The organism is Hungatella sp. SL.1.14 (genome assembly GCF_024460495.1).
GTDB lineage: Bacteria > Bacillota > Clostridia > Lachnospirales > Lachnospiraceae > Hungatella > Hungatella hathewayi.
On record NZ_JANFYJ010000013.1, the window covers coordinates 46,944 to 67,098 of the forward strand.

At 47.2% G+C, this 20,155-nt stretch carries 18 protein-coding genes; 6 read left to right on the forward strand and 12 right to left on the reverse strand.

What is annotated here, in order from left to right:
* Positions 1-21: 21 nt before the first annotated feature.
* The 8 genes from NE473_RS15010 to NE473_RS15045 form a co-directional block, all read right to left on the reverse strand.
* A complete protein-coding gene (locus NE473_RS15010; RefSeq protein ID WP_256265317.1) occupies positions 22-1,713 on the reverse strand; it encodes a phage tail sheath family protein in 1,692 nt (563 codons plus the stop codon).
* A 45-nt stretch (positions 1,714-1,758) separates the two neighbouring features.
* A complete protein-coding gene (locus tag NE473_RS15015; protein ID WP_256265318.1) occupies positions 1,759-1,977 on the reverse strand; it encodes a hypothetical protein in 219 nt (72 codons plus the stop codon).
* Between the two features lie 150 nt (positions 1,978-2,127).
* Positions 2,128-2,355 (reverse strand): hypothetical protein, encoded by a 228-nt coding sequence (locus tag NE473_RS15020; protein WP_256265319.1) that lies wholly within the window; start codon positions 2,353-2,355, stop codon positions 2,128-2,130.
* A 55-nt stretch (positions 2,356-2,410) separates the two neighbouring features.
* Positions 2,411-3,181, reverse strand: a complete 771-nt coding sequence (locus NE473_RS15025; protein ID WP_305148647.1) for an MBL fold metallo-hydrolase — start codon at positions 3,179-3,181, stop codon at positions 2,411-2,413.
* A gap of 222 nt (positions 3,182-3,403) precedes the next feature.
* Positions 3,404-4,189, reverse strand: a complete 786-nt coding sequence (locus tag NE473_RS15030) for a class I SAM-dependent methyltransferase (protein WP_118041158.1) — start codon at positions 4,187-4,189, stop codon at positions 3,404-3,406.
* Between the two features lie 86 nt (positions 4,190-4,275).
* Positions 4,276-5,961 carry a methyl-accepting chemotaxis protein gene (locus NE473_RS15035; protein WP_256265320.1) on the reverse strand — a complete coding sequence of 562 codons (1,686 nt, stop codon included), beginning with the start codon at positions 5,959-5,961 and terminating at the stop codon, positions 4,276-4,278.
* A gap of 104 nt (positions 5,962-6,065) precedes the next feature.
* Positions 6,066-8,219: a sensor domain-containing phosphodiesterase gene (locus tag NE473_RS15040; protein WP_256265321.1), complete on the reverse strand. Its 2,154-nt coding sequence runs from the start codon at positions 8,217-8,219 to the stop codon at positions 6,066-6,068.
* Between the two features lie 65 nt (positions 8,220-8,284).
* Positions 8,285-11,689, reverse strand: a complete 3,405-nt coding sequence (locus tag NE473_RS15045) for an EAL domain-containing protein (protein ID WP_256265322.1) — start codon at positions 11,687-11,689, stop codon at positions 8,285-8,287.
* A 451-nt stretch (positions 11,690-12,140) separates the two neighbouring features.
* On the opposite strand from NE473_RS15045, the gene NE473_RS15050 reads away from it, so the two are divergent.
* The 3 genes from NE473_RS15050 to NE473_RS15060 all read left to right on the forward strand — a co-directional run bounded on the left by NE473_RS15050 (position 12,141) and on the right by NE473_RS15060 (position 14,750).
* The gene (locus NE473_RS15050) at positions 12,141-12,365 is read left to right on the forward strand and encodes a hypothetical protein (RefSeq protein WP_055651711.1); all 225 of its coding nucleotides are present in this window, start codon (positions 12,141-12,143) and stop codon (positions 12,363-12,365) included.
* Positions 12,366-12,371: 6 nt separating this feature from the next.
* Positions 12,372-12,569 carry a diguanylate cyclase domain-containing protein gene (locus tag NE473_RS15055; RefSeq protein ID WP_055651712.1) on the forward strand — a complete coding sequence of 66 codons (198 nt, stop codon included), beginning with the start codon at positions 12,372-12,374 and terminating at the stop codon, positions 12,567-12,569.
* A gap of 240 nt (positions 12,570-12,809) precedes the next feature.
* Positions 12,810-14,750, forward strand: coding sequence for an HD-GYP domain-containing protein (locus tag NE473_RS15060; RefSeq protein ID WP_055651713.1), 1,941 nt, complete (start codon positions 12,810-12,812; stop codon positions 14,748-14,750).
* Between the two features lie 59 nt (positions 14,751-14,809).
* Here the strand turns inward: NE473_RS15060 and NE473_RS15065 are convergent, their stop codons facing one another.
* Genes NE473_RS15065 through NE473_RS15075 form a run of 3 tightly spaced genes read right to left on the reverse strand, consistent with a single transcriptional unit; the run spans position 14,810 to position 16,444 of the window.
* Positions 14,810-15,001: a hypothetical protein gene (locus NE473_RS15065; RefSeq protein WP_155521615.1), complete on the reverse strand. Its 192-nt coding sequence runs from the start codon at positions 14,999-15,001 to the stop codon at positions 14,810-14,812.
* Between the two features lie 40 nt (positions 15,002-15,041).
* Positions 15,042-15,752, reverse strand: coding sequence for an HXXEE domain-containing protein (locus NE473_RS15070; protein ID WP_055651715.1), 711 nt, complete (start codon positions 15,750-15,752; stop codon positions 15,042-15,044).
* A gap of 2 nt (positions 15,753-15,754) precedes the next feature.
* Positions 15,755-16,444: an HXXEE domain-containing protein gene (locus NE473_RS15075; protein ID WP_055651716.1), complete on the reverse strand. Its 690-nt coding sequence runs from the start codon at positions 16,442-16,444 to the stop codon at positions 15,755-15,757.
* Between the two features lie 177 nt (positions 16,445-16,621).
* On the opposite strand from NE473_RS15075, the gene NE473_RS15080 reads away from it, so the two are divergent.
* Both NE473_RS15080 and NE473_RS15085 read left to right on the forward strand, forming a co-directional pair.
* A complete protein-coding gene (locus tag NE473_RS15080) occupies positions 16,622-17,158 on the forward strand; it encodes a TetR/AcrR family transcriptional regulator (protein WP_172682291.1) in 537 nt (178 codons plus the stop codon).
* A gap of 69 nt (positions 17,159-17,227) precedes the next feature.
* Positions 17,228-17,842, forward strand: a complete 615-nt coding sequence (locus NE473_RS15085; protein WP_242866232.1) for an HXXEE domain-containing protein — start codon at positions 17,228-17,230, stop codon at positions 17,840-17,842.
* Between the two features lie 111 nt (positions 17,843-17,953).
* Here NE473_RS15085 and NE473_RS15090 read toward each other — a convergent pair whose 3' ends face one another.
* The gene (locus NE473_RS15090) at positions 17,954-18,283 is read right to left on the reverse strand and encodes an alpha-glucosidase C-terminal domain-containing protein (RefSeq protein ID WP_256265323.1); all 330 of its coding nucleotides are present in this window, start codon (positions 18,281-18,283) and stop codon (positions 17,954-17,956) included.
* A 227-nt stretch (positions 18,284-18,510) separates the two neighbouring features.
* On the opposite strand from NE473_RS15090, the gene NE473_RS15095 reads away from it, so the two are divergent.
* Positions 18,511-20,028, forward strand: coding sequence for a ParB/RepB/Spo0J family partition protein (locus NE473_RS15095; RefSeq protein WP_025483381.1), 1,518 nt, complete (start codon positions 18,511-18,513; stop codon positions 20,026-20,028).
* Positions 20,029-20,155 lie beyond the last annotated feature (127 nt).

The following is a 20,155-nucleotide window of genomic DNA, read 5'->3' on the forward strand; positions in this document are numbered from 1 at the left end:
AATCCCCAAAGCCCTCACACCCTATTCTCCTGCCTCTGCTGTATGCTGTGTAATCCGGAAGATGATAAATTCAGCCGGCCTCAATGGTGCGATTCCGATATTGCAAATCAGCCGTCCCGCCATCATGTCGTCCTGGCTCATGGTGGAAGGTCCTATCTCCACAAAATACGCCTCGGACGAAGAGGCGCCGGCCAGCATACCGTTTCTCCACAGATGTTCCAGGAAGTCAGCAATCGTCTTCTGAACTCTTGCCCAGAGAGTGGCGTCATTCGGCTCAAATACCACCCAGTTGGTGCTGGCCTTAATGCTCTGTTCCACAAAGATAAAAAGCCTTCTGACATTGATGTAGCGGAACGAGGGATCGCTGCCGGCCGTTCTCGCCCCCCAGATGCGGATGCCCTGGCCCGGCAGCGCGCGGATTAAGTTAATTCCCTCCGGAGCTAAGATATCCTGTTCGGCAGTCGTATAGTTGACCGAAAGTCCCGTACAGCTGATCGTCTCGTTGGCTGGCGCCTTGTGAACGCCCCGGTTGATGTCGCATCTCGAATATACGCCCATTACAGCGCCGGACGGCGGAAACATTCCAGGGCATTTCACAGTCCGGTCGAATTGCTGGATCCAGGGGTGATACATGGCTGCATAGGTACTGTCGATTATGCTGCGAAATTCGATCAGCTCGCTCGTCTTCGTCATCTGCTTTGGCATATCGAGGACTGCCATGCGGCTCTTCAGATTTTCACAGTGACTCACGAGAGAGACCTCGACCGCCTGGGAGGTGATGCCCGGAACTGCCATGATACTGACGAAATCATTTTCAAGAAACGCCTGGATTCCGGTTCGTTTTCCCGGTCCTGAGTCTTCGCCGATAAAGGTTCCGTCATTGACCAAAGCCAGAGTTCCGTCACTGCCTCCAGACAGTGTGACGCTTCCGTCGGATACACCTTCGCCAAGGATCATTTCTACCGGATTCTTCCATTTATCTTCCGGTGTGCACGTAATTTTAACCAGTTTGCTTTTTCCCATCCGTTTCTCCACATAATCGGGGGAAGTCTGGTTTAACGTCATTCCCTCGTAGCTTTCCACTTCATCTTCATATCGGACAGAAAGGTCGATCTCCAGGGAGGTCACCACATTGACAGGCACAATATTATTATCGACCGGATTTACCGTAAATTCTTCCTCCATGGTGATTTCGCCGCCATAGACTGCCGCGATCCGGTTTACCTCGCCGTGAAACGATACGAGATCTCCCTCCAGGAAGCCCGCAGGCGATTTTGCACAGTAAACCCTGTCCCCAAGCTTTTCCACCAGCTGCATCTTTTTCCGGCAGCTAGTGGTCACCGATATCATAATTTTATTGCCCCATTTTCCTTCGTCAACGGCTTCTGCGGTAAGAATTCCGTAAGTACCGGCTGCCTTTTTTGCATCCGGCGGAACGACGCGCGCCACGAAGCAGCGGGTTCCTCCATTGACAAAAAACTGTTCTGCCGCGAATGCCAGGTAACGATACTCTCCGTAGGTGATCTCATCTAAATATCCACCGAACTGCCTCTGAAAGTCAGCAAAGCTTGTGACCAGGGAGGGTGCCCCACAAGACGGCCCCTTCACCGCCATACCTACAAATCCCGCCGTGCTTGTTCCGACGCCTTCCACTGCTCTGGGAGAATTATCATATTCCTCCACATAGACTCCCGGTGATAAATACTCTGCCATTCTGTTCTCTCCTCTCGAGATATTTGATTGATCCATTTTTCAGTCTCATCTGTCCGGTGTACTTGACGGTGATTCCCCCTCTATGGACATTGTCCCGGTGTCATACGTGTCAAAATGAATACTCCGCTCCTTATACTCCCCCTCTTCCCCCTGTGTAAAGGTAAAAATGACTTCGTAATCACCGTTCTCTTCAAATTCCGGCAGGGTATCTCCGCAGGACCAGCTTTCTTCAAAAAAATTCCAATTATCCTGATCATTTATCACGTTATTTATTAAAAGTCCATTTTTTCCGTATTCAGTGCTGATAAAGCCGTATGCTTCATATTTTCTACTCTCTGATCTGCATAAGAATACGAGGGCGTCCTTTTGTCCGTCCTGCCTTACGCTCTCATAATCCACTGCTCCGTCTAATCCCTAGCTATCTGCAATCGAATACATCACATCTATCAATGGCAGTGTCTGGCTTTCTGGTATCGTTCCGGACTCGCTGTTTTGTTCCAGCCTCGCAGTCTCTGCCACCTGTTCTTTATTTTCCTTATTGACTCCGCAGCCAGCCACACATGGCATCAGGAAGAATACCGCAGCCGTACAGATGCATTTTTTTATTACTTTCAGGCTTATAGATAATTTTATAATAAACACTCCCTTTCAATTCTGTTTTTAATTTCCAAAATCTATACGGCGCATTCTTACCATCCTAAATATGAATTTGAAAATCCCCAAAATCAAACACACCATTCCCCTGTGTTAGTTTTCCTTCAATTGATAATCCGCTCAATGCCTCTTCAATCTTTCCAATTATCGTGACAGGGATATCTAACTGATGGTGTCCTGGCAAAATCCGGTTTATCTCCAGGACCTGGACTTTTCTTACAGACTGAAAAAACTGCTTAGGGTCCGTGGTTGGATAGAATGCGTCCAGGCAGCCACGATAGATTAAGTCACCGGAGTATAAATACTTTCTGCCCGGTTCATAAAAGCAGCAATGCCCCGGTGAATGTCCGGGAGTATGAATAACAGTCAGCGTCCTGTTTCCTAACTCTATGCAGTCTCCCTCATGTAGAAGCCGCGTTGGTGTTCCACGGAAAATCTTGTATTCATCAATAGAAAAATCGTTTGGGAAGTCACATGGACTGCACATTAAGTTCCTTTTTACCATTTGCAGCGGTATCGGGAATTGGACTGACAGCCAGTCTTTTTCCGCTTCATGGACTGCAATCTTTTCAAAGTATCTATGCCCGCCGATATGATCCCAGTGAACATGAGTAGTCATCACCGTGACAGGCAGTGAAGTCAGGCTGTCAACAATTTCTCTTATATTGCCAACTCCTAATCCTGTATCAATGAAAACAGCTTTTTCTGTCCCACATAATAAATAGCAATGTGTCTCTTCCCAGTGCTTATATTCACTAATCGCAAAGGTATCACTGTCAATTTTTTCAACGGAAAACCAACTTTTGATATTCATACATGTCTCCTAAAATTACGATATGGCGGCTGTCAGTTCAGCCGCCCCAAATCTTTAAGTCCATCTCCCATCCAAATATACCATTTCCGACACCAGAGTACAAGGGCCAGTCCAATGAAGATCTGCGGTGTCAGCCAGTTGTACGTATAAAGTAAGAAGAAGCAAGAAGGGCATACTGGCCTGGGAACCTGTTCTCACGTTTACCCCAGGCAAATCAGAGATTTATTTCTTTTTTAATTCAGCAATAGCGCCATAATGCAAAATGCTAAATTCGGGAGGGGCGATTTTATTAAGAAGTTCCATATGCTCCTGCTCCCACGCCGCAACCTCTGCATCAGTAAGTGAAGCTCCAATCCCCCGGCAGGCTTTCATTCTTCCATTCCAGCTTTCACGGGTAAAAGGAACATCCAGAGGATATTCCTCATGATAAACCAATTCAAATTCTTCACTGTAGCAAGCAGGTATCTGTATTGGGTGAATCGTTTCTCCTGCCCCGCTCCACTTAGGGCTGTATCTCAGCACAAGTTCCTCACTGGCTCCTGCTATTTTATCTTCAAACGGCAGCCAGGCCATATATAGCACAAGAATGCGTCCATTTGGTTTCAGCATACGAGAAAGAGCCGGCATAATCTGTTCATGATTAAAATACCAGAAACACTGACAAGCAGTGATTACATCGAACGAATGGTCGGGAAAATCTATGTTTTCTGCGGATAATCCGTAATAGTCGATATCCATGCCCTGTGAAAGAATTTTTGCCTGTTTAATCTGACTTTCTGAAATATCTGTGCCTGTCCATTTTGCCCCATAACGATACATATTTCTTGGCAGTACTCCCGTACCCGTACCCATATCGAGTATACTCTGACCGCTTATACATAATTTACGGTCTATGATTTTATCATAAAATTGCTGCGGATAAATATCGCGGTACTTTGCATAGTCTTCCGAAGTTTTACTCCAGTCAAATGCCTTGCCGCCATCTATATTCTGATTTGTGATGCTCATATTTTATACCTCCAAAGTTTATTGAATAAGAAAATTCACTCATGTCCCGGCAAAAGCGCACGCCTGCCGGCTATGCCTCTGTACAATTAATACTCTGGCCGGCTGACATGAAGTTTAAAACGGCTTACCCTGCTTTTTAGAACCTGAGACTGTCCGTAGAGCTCTTCGGACGCGGCAGCCGACTCCTCCGCTGTGGCAGAATTGGTCTGTACTATATCGGATATCTGGTCGATGCCTGTAGAAACCATTTCAGTCGCGGCCGCCTGCCTTTTTGAAGCCTCCGCGATTTGATTTATTTTAGATATCATCTCATCGGTACCGCCAGCTATATTCCTAAGCGAGGCTGCAGTCTCCTCCGCTACTTTCGTACCATAAACTACCGCAGCGAGAGACTGCTCGATCAACGCCTCCGTGCTCTTGGAAGCATCGGATGATCTGGTTGCCAGGCTGCGCACCTCTTGAGCCACCACGGAAAACCCTTTTCCTGATTCACCTGCCCGTGCTGCCTCCACAGCGGCATTGAGCGCCAATATATTGGTTTGGAATGCAATATCATCAATGGTCTTGATGATTGTTCTGATTTGCGTTGAATTCTGATTTATCTTTTCCATCGCGTTTTTCATTTCCTGCATCTGCTGATTGCAGGCCAGAATATTCGCGCCCATTTCACCTGCCGCTGTTTTTACCACCTGTGAGGTTTCCGCATTCTCTTTCACCTGCTGGGATATCTCTAACATGGTCGCTGCCAGCTCTTCCACCGAGCTTGCCTGCGCAATAACCCCCTGTGAAAGGATCTGTGCACCATTCGAAACCTGGTCGGCCCCATTGGCAACCTGGTCGGAGAACATATTGATTTCTGAAATGGTCTCATTCAGAGAGTTAAGTACAATCAGCAGTGATTCCTGTACAGGCAGAAAATCCCCCTGGAAATCGTCATAGTGCGGTATTTCCAGATTGCTGTCAGCCAACTGCCGCATAACCCTGGAAATCGCATCCATGTAATAGGAAATCTTGTCTGACATCTGCCGCATACTGTTTGAAAGGCTTCCCAACTCATCCTTTGATGCATAGTTTACATCGATTTTCAGATGTCCCTGTTCCATTTGCCTTGCCGCAGCTTCCAGTTCCTTAATCGGCCTGGTAATGCCGCGGGTAATATAAATGCCAAAAAACACACTTACAAGTACGCTGGCTATCCCCAATACAGACAAAATGGTAATAAATTTCGTCTGCATGGCATGCAGATTTACAATCAGCTCGTCTGCTTTTCTGTCCGCTATTTCAATCAGTTCATCCAGTTCCGCCTGTGCTTTGTGGATGGTTATGATATTGTTTGCTTCCATATAAGCAGAGGCTTCCGCCTTTTGATTCTGTACTGCAAGCTCCAGGACATGCTCACGCTGTGGTGCAAGTTCGTCCAGGGCTGCCTGGAGCCGTTCAACAATTGCCTGGTCTCCTAAAAAATCTTTCTGAATGACAGGAATCTGTTCCTGGATTTTTCTTTCCCATGCCCTGGCATTCTCTAACGCCTGCTCTGTATTTGCCTGACTGGTACTGGAGATGGCACGAAATACTGATTTCTGCATCGCCTCAAAGCTGGAATTGACAGTGTTCGCCGCATTCAGGACTCGGAAAGGACCATTGTAGAACACCTCAACTTTTGACCTGATACTGATTAAATTTCCAATACTCACGACAATACTGATAACTAATAAACTCAAAATAAATCCATAAGAAATCGTGAGTTTTCTACTGACTTTTAAATTCTTCATAGCTCTCTTTCCTCCTGTTACCGGCGATTACGTCCAGCCATCACCCTGACGCTTCATCTCTGTCCGGGACTTTTTCAAATTCCATTTGACCGGAATCATTCCATTTATTCCGTTCCATCATGACCAGACTGAATCCAAACAGAGGTTCCCAGCATTTGTTCCTTCTTTAATAATTCCAAAAACGATTCCGCGCTCATCGGTTTGGCAAAATAGTAGCCCTGTCCATAGTCACAATGATATTGATGCAGCAGATCCAGCTGCTCCACGGTCTCTATCCCTTCGGCTAAAGAGCGTGTCATGGGCAGTTCGCGGCAGATCTGCATCGTATTTTTCATGACAATGCGGCTCTTTGCATCGCTGCTTAATTTATCAACCAGGGACTTATCAAATTTAATCTCATTAAAATCAAGTGTGGTCAAAATAGAAAGGTTGGAGTATTTCGAACCAAAATCATCCAGGGAAACCGAAAAGCCCTCAGCCACAATCTGGTTCATTAAATCAATCAATTGCTGCGGCTCCAATTTACTGATGCTTTCCGTTACCTCTATGGTAATCTTCTCCGCGGGGACTTCATATTTCCGGCAGATCTGTTTGATCTGCGTCACAATATCGGAGGCCATCAGCGTAACACGGGAAAAATTAGAGGAAATATGGGTATCTATCCCCTGCCTTTTCCAGTTCTGCCAATCGGCGCAGACGGTCTCGAATACAAATAAATCCAAATGGCAGATGACACGCTCCCTTTCATAGTGAGGGATGAAACGGTCCGGCAGAATTAAAGTTCCCCGCTTGCTCCATTTTCGCACCAGGGCTTCCGCCCCCATAATCCGTCCGGTTTTCAGACAGATCTGCGGCTGATAATAAACCCCGAAACGATGGTCGGCAATATCCCTTAAAAGCTCCGTGGCAATGCCGGCACGTGCCATTCTGTCCCCCTGCAGAACGGCATGGTAATACCGCTGTTTTTCTGCATACATTAAATCATCGGCCTTCAGGATTTCTTCATCGGCAGATACATTGCCTTCTTTCCAGGTATGGCCAATGGATACGTCATACTCTTTGTTCCTGTCAAAATCCCGGATCAGCTTATCCGTAAGCGTCTGGAAGTCCTGCTTTCCTATATCTGCGCAGATTACCGTAAACTCATCTCCGCCCACCCGGTATGCAGAATTCTCCACCCGTGATTTCAGGATATCTGCCACTTTTTTTATTACCCTGTCCCCATACTTATGACCATTGCTGTCGTTGATTTTCTTCATCCCGTTGATGTCGATGTAGATAACGCCCAGCGAACGCAGGGTCTGGTGAGAAAGTCTGTCCAGCATTTTTATGTAGCTGTTCCGGTTTTGCAGGCCGGTGAGTAAATCCGTATAGCTGAATAGCTCCAGATTCTGAATCAGCCTGCGCCGTTCCATTTCCTCCAGCACAAAGCTGCATACACTGCGAAGCAGCGATAGGTCCCCCGTACTTTCCATGGGATTGTCAACACCAAGAAAGCCAATAATCTGACCATTTTTCTTAAGCGGAGCGGCCGCAAGGCTCTCAATTCCCTGGTCTTTTAAAATACGGTAATCAGGGGAATCTGTCTCCAGGTCCCTGTCCAGTGAAGTAATAAAAAACTCCCCGTCAAGCTCAAATTTATGGTTCCAATCCCGGATGTATTCCATTGGGATTTCCTGCAAAAGCTCCAATTGAGGCTTTATATTGGGGGCGCACCACTCAAATGTATTTTTAATTTGATTCTTTCTGTATTCAAAGATATATGCCCGGTCAGCGGCATAAAAGCGACCGATAATCTCTAAAAAACGGTTCACGGCAGCGTTGACATCTGCTTCACTGGAAAGTGTCTGAATACAATCCACCAATGTTTCTTCCACTGTAAGACGGTTCGAAACACGGTCAAATTTTTCCTTTTGGGCTGTAACATCCCGTGCAATCTCAAGCCGGCAGTATTTTCCTTCATACATGACCAGGATATCTGTAATGTCAAACCACATCTGAAGCTTTTCATTATAATGCTCCCAATGATATGGCTGGCCTGGAACCAGCTTGCTGTTGGTACAAAAGGGACAGACACTGTCCAGCCCCTGTATCAGCTCATAGCATTTCTTCCCATAAGTGTCCTGTACATGCTCAAATCCATAGAGGGAGGCTGCTGCCTGAGTCATATATATAATCTCGTTAGTATCCGTATCTGTCGCATACGCCACCAGATTTTGCTGGTTAATAATTAATCGTTCAAAAAAAGATTCTCTCACAGTATACCTCCCGAATCATCAGCACGCTGATCAATCATTGTATTTAAATGCCTTCTGGCCGTTATTCAATTGTTCACTCTGATCAGCACGCTTCTGTTACGGCCGTTTCGCTTAGCCTGATAAAGCGCGTCATCTGCCCGGCGGATCAGATCATCCGGACAGGTATCCTCTGTTGTTTGGAACACAGCGCCAATGCTGACGGAAGTTGTAAAAATGTTTCCCTGATATTCCATCTGCATATGCGGAATCTGCTCTACGAGGCGGTTCAGTATCTGCGATACAAGCCCATGCTCTGTCTCATACAGCAGGAACAGGAATTCATCCCCGCCGAATCTCCCTACTACCGTGCCTGCCGGAAGCAGCTCCCTGACCCTATTCATGACACACTTCAGGGTCATATCCCCCGCCTCATGGCCATAGGTATCATTGACATTCTTGAATCCGTCCAGATCAAGGAGTCCCAGAACGACAGAGTCTGCTCCCGTTCCTTCCTGGAACTGTCCCGACAGGATTTCTATGAAGTACTCGCGGGTCAGACAGCCTGTCAGGGCATCATAGCAGGCCTGTTTTTTCAGCCGTTCAATGATTTCCATAGTACGCTTCAGTTCACGCAGATCCCGGCTGTAGGCAATAATAATGTCTTCATCATCGTTTCCAATGACCGCCTTCACCAGCGTGACCTCACATGGGATGCTCTCTCCTTTTCTGTTTACATAGACCCACTCAAAAACATAGCGTCTGTTATTTTGGATTTCGCTCATTGTCCGTTTTCTCTTCTCCACGCTGACAGATCCATCCGGCTGATAGAGGGGCATAAAGCTGTCAAAATCATGCAGAACCTCCTCTTTATCCGTGGCTCCCAGCATTTCAACGGCTACCTGGTTACAGTCCAGCGCTTCCTGCCGCATATTCCAGAGTACACAGGCAAGGGGGGAAGAATCCACCATCGCCCGGACACGCCTGGCCATCAGGCGCTCCGCCTTTTCAGCCCTGAGCTGGTCGCGGAGATCTCTGGTATAACCGGCAACCATGGCACTGCCGTCTTCCTCCAATCCATCGATACGTACCAGCGTAATTTCAGCTGGAATCAATTCACCATCTGTTTTTTGGTGCAGCCAGTGAAACTGAACGCGTCCCACCTGCATCGCTTCCCTGATTCTCTCTTTCGCCTTCTCAGAGCTCAGACTGCCATCCGGCTGCCGTTCCGGAGACAGCAGGTTAAAATGATCGAGGTATTCCTGCTCACTGTCCAATCCAAAAAGTTTCGGTGCCTCCCGGTTGCACATAATGTTGTGAAACTCCTTGTCCCAGAGATTGAGACAGAGCGGGGTCGCGTCCAACAGCGCCTTGAGCCGCATCCGGAACTTCGAACGTTTTTCTTCCAATTCGATTTCCCCGCGAAGGTCCCGGGTATAACTGGCCACAACAAAATCCTCCTGGTACGGAAGCCGTACGGAAATCACCTCGACGGGAATACTCTCCCCTTCTTTATCACAGTGCATCCACTTAAATTCTGAATACCCGGCAGCAAATGCCTCCGCGATTTTCTCGTGTACCAGTTCAATGGAAGTACGGCCATCCGGCTGATGCAGAGGTGAAAAACGATAGAAATGTTCTATAATCTCCTCTTTTCCTTCTGCCCTGAACAGTTGGACCGCTTTCTCATTACAGGCCATGATTTCAGACTGACGATTCCAGAGCATCAGGCACAAAGGGGTTGCATTCATCATGGCAAACAGCAGCTCCCTGCTGTTTGCCAGTTTTTTTTGGAACTTCATCCGATCACTGGAAATTTCCAGGACTTTATTGTCATTACTGGAGGTAAGATATTTCTGGAAAAATGCCTCCGGCTCCATTGGTCTGGAAATGTAAAAGCCCTGGACCATATCCGCGTTGAGCAGGCTGATCGTTTCCCATTCCTCCTTTGTCTCAACCCCCTCCATACAAACCGCTTTGCCGAGATTATGGCACAGACGGATGACAGACTCCACAAAGTCGTGATTATACTGGCTGATATGCAGCGCCTTAACAAAATAGCGGTCAATCTTCACAACATCCATACCGATTTCGGCCAGACGGCCGAGCGAGGAATAACCGGTGCCAAAGTCATCCATGGACAGCTCAATACGCATCTCGTTTAAACGTTCCAGCGAATCATTGACATTGGCATCGTTTGTTATGAAGTAGCTCTCTGTCAACTCCAGCGCCAGGTTCCGCGCGGGAAGGCTGTACTTTTGCAGCAGCGCCTCCACTTTGTCACAGAAACCGGAATCCCTCAGCTGTACAAAGGACACGTTGACGTCCATTACAAAGTCAGGATTTTGCTCCGTCCAGACTTTGCAGGCAATAATAGCCTGTTCAAGAACCCACAGGCCTACAGGGAGGATCAGACGGCTGCTTTCCAGCAGAGGGATGAACTCTACCGGCGATATCTCCTTCCCATCCGGCATCCGGTACCTCAGAAGCGCCTCGGCCCCCCGTACCTCCAGGGTATCTGCGCCGCAGATCGGCTGGAATACCAGACGGAACCCCTGAAAGCCATTATCTGCACTCTGCGCCAGACAATGGGAAAGCTGGAGCTCGTCAAGCAGCCCGGCAGTGAATTCCACACACTGGTTTTTCCCGTTTTCCTTGGCTTGTCTTAATGCAGCGCAGGCTCCTTTCTCCAGTTCCACCCAGCTGTGTGCTTCCTCCGGATAAGCGATGATCCCTCCGGACACCGTGAACCGATAGGCACATCCGTTTACCCGGTGGGGTCCGGAAGCATACTGCCGGATATCCTCGTAAATCCGGAGCATCTCCTCCCGCCGGACATGATTCCCGGAGAGCAGAAACTGATCTCCGTCATACCGGTAAAGCTTCACCTGTTCCGGAAGCATCTTTAGGATTTCCTGCGCTGTTGTCCGCAGCACAAGGTCACCAAAGCTGTGGCTGTTCAAGATATTGATGTTTTTAAAACCATCAATTCCCAGAAGCAGGAGCTCCTCATGAAAGCCCGCCCTGCCCTCCAGCGTACGTTCGAATCTGTCACGGCCGGAGCTGTGTCTTAAGAGTCCTGTCACCTGATCCACGCCTTCATACTGCTCCATATTCCGCAGCGTACCTACAATCAGCAGTGGTTTTCCTGCCGTATCCCGTTTCATTTTCGCCCGGTCGCTTAACCAGATATAACTGCCGTTTGCAGTTAACGCCTGATATTCCAAGCTCAGGCTCTCCTCCTTAGACTGGATAAACGCTCGATACTGTTTCTGCACCCGCTCCCGGTCATGGGGATGAACCCACTTAATATCCATTTGAGAGCAATTGGCCAGGCGATTCCCGGCAAGACCCAGGTCAGAAACCATATTGGGGGACGCCAAAAGGACGTCCCCTTCCAAATCCCAGACATATAAATAGTCACTGCAGATTGATGCTATTGTATTATATAAGAACGCTTCCTCCGGATCTGGATTCACATCAAACAAAGACATACGAGCACCTCCCATACCGCCCTTCCTGAATTATAGGAGAGCGTTCTTCCAAAAGTCACCCCCTCGAACCCCTCCGGGGGACCAGGCGGGAAAATATAGATCCCCGCAGCAGCCGCAGCGATTCCTTCCCTGTCGTTTGTATTTTTATGGAAAAAAAGCGGCCACACTGGTTATGGAACCACAACTGTTCTAATTGCATCTTATTATGCTCAATTCATATTTTTTATTATAAGCGATGTTCAAAAATAATTCAAGAAGATAGTATCTTTCGTATCAGGGTTATCCGCTGAATGATATGCAGTCTTATAAACTCAGGTTTGATTCCCCGTCAACTACAGTTTTGTTATCTTTCTTGTAGTCCTCAGACAGAGTGAATTCTTTTAATTGATTATACGTGCATTCCTTGTTGCAATAGGGGTAATTTTTACGATAGCCTGGGAGGTGTGTAGATATGCATGAGAGAGTAAATGGAATCGTCCGCTATTTTCTGGTAACAGTCGTGGCGCTGTTCCTCATCCTGGGATGTATCATTCTATATGCGGGTGTCCAGGAGGCAAAACTAAAAAAAGCGGAGGCGCGGCGTGAGACAAAGATATATGCGGAGAGAATTGAGGCTCTTTTAAATTCCTTATTCCACAAGACGGATATCCTGGAATCCATCATTATCAACCTATAACAGAAGATGGCTGAAGCATTATCTGGAAAGATTAGTGAGGCCATCAGCAGTCCCTACAATCCGGGAGACGGCGCTGCTGAGGAATCGGTGGGTATCAGCATCGGGATAGCCTTTTTCCCTGTTGATGGAATCGATTATGAACAGCTAATGAAAATGGCTGATGAGCGGATGTATACGAATAAGCAGAGTAATAAAAATTCATGACAGACAGAAAGAAAGACAAGAGGAGAAAAAGCAGATTGCCCTCCCGTATAAAATACGGGGTAACGGCCGTAAATGTTTTCTATGTAAGCTTTATACGCCTTTTTCGATTGACTTCATATACAATTTCCGATAATATATAATAGTAAAGTGACATTTTTTTACATATTACGATTAATATATAGAGTTTTGTAACCTTTTTAACACTCTGATCCCATTCAAAACCTGAAAGCAGGAACAACTATGGAAAAACACCACGAGATTCATGGATTTTCTACAAGAGAAGCATGGACGAAATGGCTTTTAGACTATAATTTTGTGCTTAAGACGTTAAGCAATCACAGCTATGAACTAATCCAGTCAGATCTCCCCGATGAGGAGTGGATTCAACAGTATAAACTCAATTCTAACAAGGTTAGGGCTGCCTATCAGCAAAACGAAGAGACGCTGAACTGGCATATCCGCTGGTTTACACGAACACCGGAGCGTTGGAGCCGAAGCGTGGCGGATCCTCTTCTTACAACGCTGTTCCGCTATGTCACCCGTATGCAGGACCTCGGTACGGCGTACGAAATCGCAGATTCTCTGTTAAATTTTTATCAGCCCTTAAATGATCCTACGGCAATGATGAAATGCTATACCATCCGTGCTTTCGCCGGCGGTTTTTTTGACATAATCCATATGTCTGATCAAATCCATGAAAATTTTTCCCGGGCCCGCAGCATCTATGAGAGTCAGTTTTCCACGCTCACCCCGGAAGAACGAAGCATGGGGCTTTCAATTTTTGATTTGGAGATGGAACGGCTCTTCACCCAGTTAAAGCTTGGACAGGACATCCCCATCCATCTGGCAGAAATGTTAGACTGGTACTATGCTGCAGTCCGCTGCAAAAGTGTCGTAATCGAAGAGGATCAAAACTACGAATTTAACCGGGTACTCCCTGATTTCGACTATTATATGGGAATGTCTGCGCTATGCATCACATCAGATCATTGTACGCCGCAGCAGATCGACGCCATCTGCCAGGCCTCGAGCCTGCTGTATCAGACCCTTTCAGATTCTGCTGATGCAGACATAAACTACCATCTGCGCACTGAACTCGTCTATCATATGGCCTGCCATTTAAAGGGGGCGTATTCGGAACAGCAGCTTGCAGCGGATCTCCACACCTTTATGGATCAGCATGCGCTCCGACTTCTTACCGATACAGACGGCGGCCTGCACGCCATAGAAGTCGTGGAGGTAGTGCAGCTCATTGCCGAAAATCTGATTAAGAATGACCCTCAGGAAGTGGAATTTTACAATGTAATACAGGAATTTTTTATCCATTTCTGCGCAACCCGGCCGTACAGCACCTACATGGATTATATCAGTGCCTCATATAACTACTGTTACGTCCTTACGGTTCTCCCCCATATCAGAGGACGCCAAAAGCTTTTGTCTGCGCTGTTAAAGCTGACCGTATTCCGCCAGGTTCAGACTGCCATGCATTCCATCATGGTGGGCAATCTGGCAATGCAGATTTTAAATAGCCTGATTGCCTATACGCCGGAGACTCTGATTGGACATTTTGGCACGGAAACAGCGGCTCAGGTATGCGAAAAACAGAATCAGTTCAGTCAGTATATCTACTGCGGATCCCTGCTTCATGATATTGGCAAGCTGCTTTGCTCCAGCGTCGTCAACGCGCAGAGCCACCGCCTGACTGATTTTGAATTTCAGATTTTAAAATTTCATCCAGTCAGCGGAGCGGAGATGCTTCAACGGATTCCTGAACTTTCGGAATTTACAGATCTGGCCCTGGGGCATCACAAAAGCTTTGATGGTGTCTCCGGTTACCCCTCTGACTTTGACAATACCGCTTCCTCAAAAAAAATCTTTATCGACATTATCTCGCTCTGTGACAGCCTGGATGCAGCCACCGACCACCTTGGGCGTAATTATACCAGTGAAAAGTGTTTTGAACGAGTGTTAACGGAATTGAAAACGGGAAAGGGAACGCGATATTCTGATGTGCTGGTGGATTTAATTCTCACGGATATGGAGCTCCAGGAAAACATACGCCGTCTTTTAGAAGAAGGCCGCCGTCAGGTTTACTGTGATGTACACAGACTCATTTTATCCGAGTTTTCCTTTGTCTCATGCCGCATCGCACAGAAGAGCTGGCCGTATAATCTGGTATGAAAATCGAGTATCCCAAAGTCAGGCTTTTTAGCAAGGCAGTTTTAGCTGCCTTGCTGTTTTTATGTAGCCAAAAAGCTGAGCCTGCAGCCGCTCCCAATGGAAAAATCGTCGGAAACCGCCGCGCCCGTCTCGCCGCGCTCCCATTCTGCTCCATCTTTCCAGGATAAAAACGGTTTATCCAGCATGGTCGTTGTCACATAGAAAATATAGTAATTGGCCACAGGGATTTGCAGAAGTACCGTAGAACTCATGCAAGGATTATAAACATCCTTTAGGAAAATTTTCATACTTTCACCTTATTTTCTTCCTAAAATTCGGAAACTTATGATAGTACTTAGCATCTGCAAAGGCAAACATCCCTTTGTCCTGCTTGATGACCCATTTCTTCAACGGAGTTTCGGTCAGAGGGATACAAATAAGCATCATAATAACAAACAGAATACCGCACCACAGCCAGTCATTTGCAGTCACATTTTCCAGATGGGTCAGCAGATAGATGCCAGTGGGCAGGAACAGCATCCATGAGGTAGCAAATCCGGGGTGATAAATTGTTTTTTTGCCGTCCTTTTTTAACCAGAAATATGTAAGGGTTCCAGCTCCTGTGTGGGCTAAGACTTCAATAAAGCTCAGCAGCATCATACACAGAGCGGTGGCGTTGGAAAGATTCGTAAAAAAGCACAGAGCAAGATATACCAGTGGAATCCACTGTAACCCCATATTGGTAACCATATCTGTCAGCCGGCTCATGGGGTAGCGGTCAGACTCCTGTTTTTCTTCCTCTCTGGGGCCCAGCAGGATGTTGTAAAAATAGTGCAGGCCTCCGGGAAACTTCCACTCCTCCAGTACATGAAACGGCATGATGACTGCCACAAATACCGCGCCCTGTGCGCCCAGAAGTAATTTATCCCGGAAGATTGCGGCCACCACAGATGTAACTGCGCCTGTCACACAGAGAAAGATGATCCAATCAATGTCGCACCATTTATCCAGCTTCTTAATCATAGTTATCTCCCCTCTTTCTTGGCTTTCGCGGCTTTACGTTCTTCCCAAAGCGCCATAACGTGTTCCTTGTTATAGCCATACAGTTCCCGATCCTCAAAAGGATAGGGTGAGTTTTTATCCTTCATAAGCAGGATAGGTACAATAAATGTGAGCAGCAGCATGAGGAGGGAACCGGGGATGCCCCACCAGAGCTGTCCTGCTTTTTCCGGTATATAGGTGCAGACATACCAGATATAGTAAATCGCCACCGGGGTCTGTAAAAATGCTGTAGAAGCAAGACCGGGGTTATACTTGCTCTTCAGGCGCAGATTCATGGCAATACCGTGTCCCGGTAACTGCCATACGCCAGCCAGAACCTGACAGGCACCCATCCAAATCAAATTGGGGAAGCAGATGGGTATGATGTAACTTAAATAGCAGAAAATGCCATTACTGAGAAAGCTCTGCCGTGCATTCAGGGGATAACGCTCCGGGTGTTCTGTTTCGCCTAATCCTGCCATATTCGATATGATGGGAAATCCACCGGGAAAAGCATATTCCTCAAACTGGTGCATCAGCATACCCATCCAGCTGAACACCAGAAGAACCTGAAGCTTACTCATGTGATCACACCCCCAAAGTCCCATAGTAAAAGCCAGCACAACAAATAAAACACCGCCGATGTAATACCAGTTTCGTCTCCAAAATTTCATTTGATCTTTACCTCCTGCAACCCAAAAGTTGACAATTCTTCATACTGTCATTATAATAAACATATACATTTTAAGTCAACAGACTGTTGATTCTGTTCATGTGTTATAATAAACTGCTATAAAATATAATGAGTTAAAATCAACAATTATATTTTATTTGTTGAGGAGAATCGAAAAATGGAAAATCAAAGAATCCGCATCAGTAAGGCGATGCTGAAATCAGGACTCTTAAAGCTGCTAAAAGAAAAGCCGCTGAACCAAATTTCAGTATATGAGCTATGTGCGGTGTCTCAGATCAATCGCACTACCTTTTATAAATACTATGGCAGTCCAGCAGAGCTTCTGAACGAAATCGAAACAGATTTCATGGCGCAGCTGGATGAGGACTTAAAATCCATGATTGCACAAAGTACCAATGCCCTTCTTCCTGTACTGAACCATTTGTATGAACACAGGGAACTGTTTTGCCTTCTTATCCGGTCCATGCCTGAACAGGAGTTTGCAGCTCATCTGTTTTCTATTCCAAGTATCAGTATTATTTTTGATAATATGGCAGATGAAAGCAGCTATTCTGAAACGAAGACGAAATACATTCGCCGTTTTATTTTTCAGGGTACTCTTACTGTGCTCCGCGACTGGCTAAACAGTGAAAGTCCCGAACCTGTGGCGGAAATTGCAGATGTTCTGACCGTTTTGCGCAGAAAATTGTGGTAGGAGGATGAAAAAATGCGTAGTCTATTAAGTAAATTCTGTAATAAAGTATGGCTGTATCTGGTGTACACAATGGGGTTCATCATGCTTTTGCTATTACTGAAGAATTGGAGCAGCTTGACAATCCCTCAGAAATTGATCTGTCTGCTGGCCGCTGCCATTCCCGTGCACATATTTGAGGAAAACACCTGTCCCGGCGGTTTCTTTTACATGAATAACCTGACTTTCGGCTCACAGGAACCTACGGTCTATCCGCAGAATCGCCTTACCAACATGATCACCAATTTAGGCGCAGAAACAGTATTTATTCTGTTGACAATAAACTCCTTGAAAATGGAAGCAGCTGTCACGGTCGTAGTGATTTTCTTTGGTATCGCAGAAACGGTCAATCATACCCGCGAGGGCATCGGGATGTATCAGCGTTACAAGGATAGGGGCAAGCGATCTATTTATGCTCCCGGCCTTGTCAGCTCCCTTTTTCTGCTGCTTCCAATGGCAATTGGGGGAATCGCATGGATGTCTGGATCAGTATTCACAGTTGCTGATGTCATTGCCGGTATCGGAATCTCTGTTGGTATTGCAGTATGTTTGATACTGCTCCCTTTTGCAATTTCTATCAAAGTGAAGAGCAAAGAGTTCTCGTTTAAAAAAATTGGTTATTTTAAGAAGTATGAGGAACTGCAGTAATTTTTACCGTCAGGCTAAGCCGTGGGATGATCGTGTGGCTTTCTTCATGTAAAACCGCCCGCAAGAATTTACCTGCGGGCGGTTTTATGACATAATAATATAATTAGGACCTCATGATGTAAATAAAAATACATCCGCTTCATAAGGCCGCAAAAGCATTTCTTTCTCTAAAGCTGCACCCTCATAATTACCAATCAAAAGTCTATTCTCTTTATTATCAAAACTTGATGGAACCTGAAAAGCAATATGCTCTTTACTAAAATTACAGATCACCAATATCTTCTGATTCTGCCATTCTCTCGTGTAAGCATACACATTATCATCTTCTGGATACAGCAAATTATAGTCGCCTTCAATGATAATCTCATATGATTTTCTCAGAACGATTAACTCCCGGTAAAAGCTCAAAATCGAATCAGGATCATTAACTTGTGATTCCACATTAATCTTAGGTTTTTATACAAGGGCATAATCATAAAACACAACAAAACCGAGCCAACCTACACTAAAACGTCGCTATTTCTTTGTGAAAAGCGACGTTTTTTTATGGCCCGGACTGAGAAAGGAGTGGTGACAACCATATAATCTAAAAAAGAAAGGGGGAAGTTTTTTCGTTAGCCAGGCTGAGAGGTCTGGCTTTTTTCATTTCAAAACAAGGAGGTTAGCGAATGGCAGATGACAAACTGAAAGCAGGCCCGGAGTCCCCTGGCGAGGGCTCTGTTGGGGATGCTCAAACTGTGACGAAGCCCCCTGTCCCGGAAACGGTAGAGGAGCCCGCAGCTGGCACCGGCCCGGTACGCCAGCCGGAACAGTCTGTTACCCCTGGAATGGGCGGGGATGTTCCAGCCCAGCCTGCGCCGCAGGTTGAAGCTGATAAGGTGAAAAAATCCCCCGACCAGGATAAAAAAGTGGAACCGGAGGAAAAGACGGCAAAACGCCGGGGCCGTCCCCCCAAGGAGCAGGATTCTCCCCAGGGGGACAAACCGGAAAAGGGGCCGGAGCCCCGCACAGGCCGCCCGGCCAAGGCTGACAAGGCGGCCCGTGGCGAGTCCCCGTCCCCAGCTCTGGACAAAGTGTCCAGAAGTAAGGAACAAGAGCTTACCCTCGCCCAGCGTGGGGGAAAAATACGACGGGAACGCAATCAAAATGTGAAAGATTTTTTGTCGGGCAAGCGTGAAACTCCCTTTGCGGATGGTAAGCAACCGCCTAAATCCACTAAGGCCGCCCCGGTCAAGGAGGCGGAGGCACCCGCCCCGGAGATCAAGCTGCCGCCTACGCCGGAGGTGCCGCCCCGCCCGGTGGAGCAGGGAAAAATCGTCTATTTGAAGCTGTCAGAGCTTCATCCATTCCATACCTTGCGGGATCACCCCTTTAAGGTGCAGGACGATAAGGCGATGGACGATCTGGTGGGGACGATCAAGGAACACGGCATTATGACCCCCGCCACCGTCCGCCCGGAAAAAGACGGCAACGGCTATGAGATCATCGCGGGCCACCGCCGCTGTCATGGCGGTGAGCGGGCTGGCTTGGATGAGATCCCCTGTATTGTCCGTGAGATGACCGATCTTGAAGCTGTCCGTGAAATGAAGAACAGCAACAAGCAGCGGGGCGACCCTCTCCCCAGCGAATTGGCAAAGCTCCTGGATTTGGAGCTGGAAGCCATCAAACGCCAGGGGGCCCGGCCCAAAAATGACAAGGAAGCGGAGGCCCTGGGTAAGCTCTCGGTGGAGATCGTGGGCAAGGAGCATGATATGAACTATAAAAAGGTGCTCCGCTATGTTCGCCTTAACCATCTTGTCCCGGAGCTTCTGGAAAAGGTGGACGCTAAAAATATGGGATTTATGCCCGCTGTGGAACTGTCGTATATCAAGCCGGAAAACCAGCGGCTTATCGCCGTGTCCATTGATGGGGAGCAGTCCTCCCCCTCGGTCAAACAGGCAAAGCGGCTCCGGGAGCTCGACCAGGAGGGCTTGCTCAACGGCGATGTGATCGATGGTATTTTGAGCGAAGAAAAAAGGGAGGTTGACAACGTGATCATCAGTACCGACGAACTCAACAAGTATTTCGGCAAGGAGGTCACTCCTGCCAAAATGAAGGAGCAGATCATAGCCCTGCTGGACGAGTGGAAAGAGAAACAGCCGCCCGAACTGGCAAAGCCTGAGAAGAAACACGAGCTCGATAAGTGACCGGGCCCCGCCTCTGGACACTTTGTCCAGAGGTACGCGCCCTGCGCTTGGGATGGGCTCTGCGGTGATATATCCCCCGTCGCCGGGGTTTATGCTGCACAGCCGGGAGTGGGCCGTCAAGGGGCGG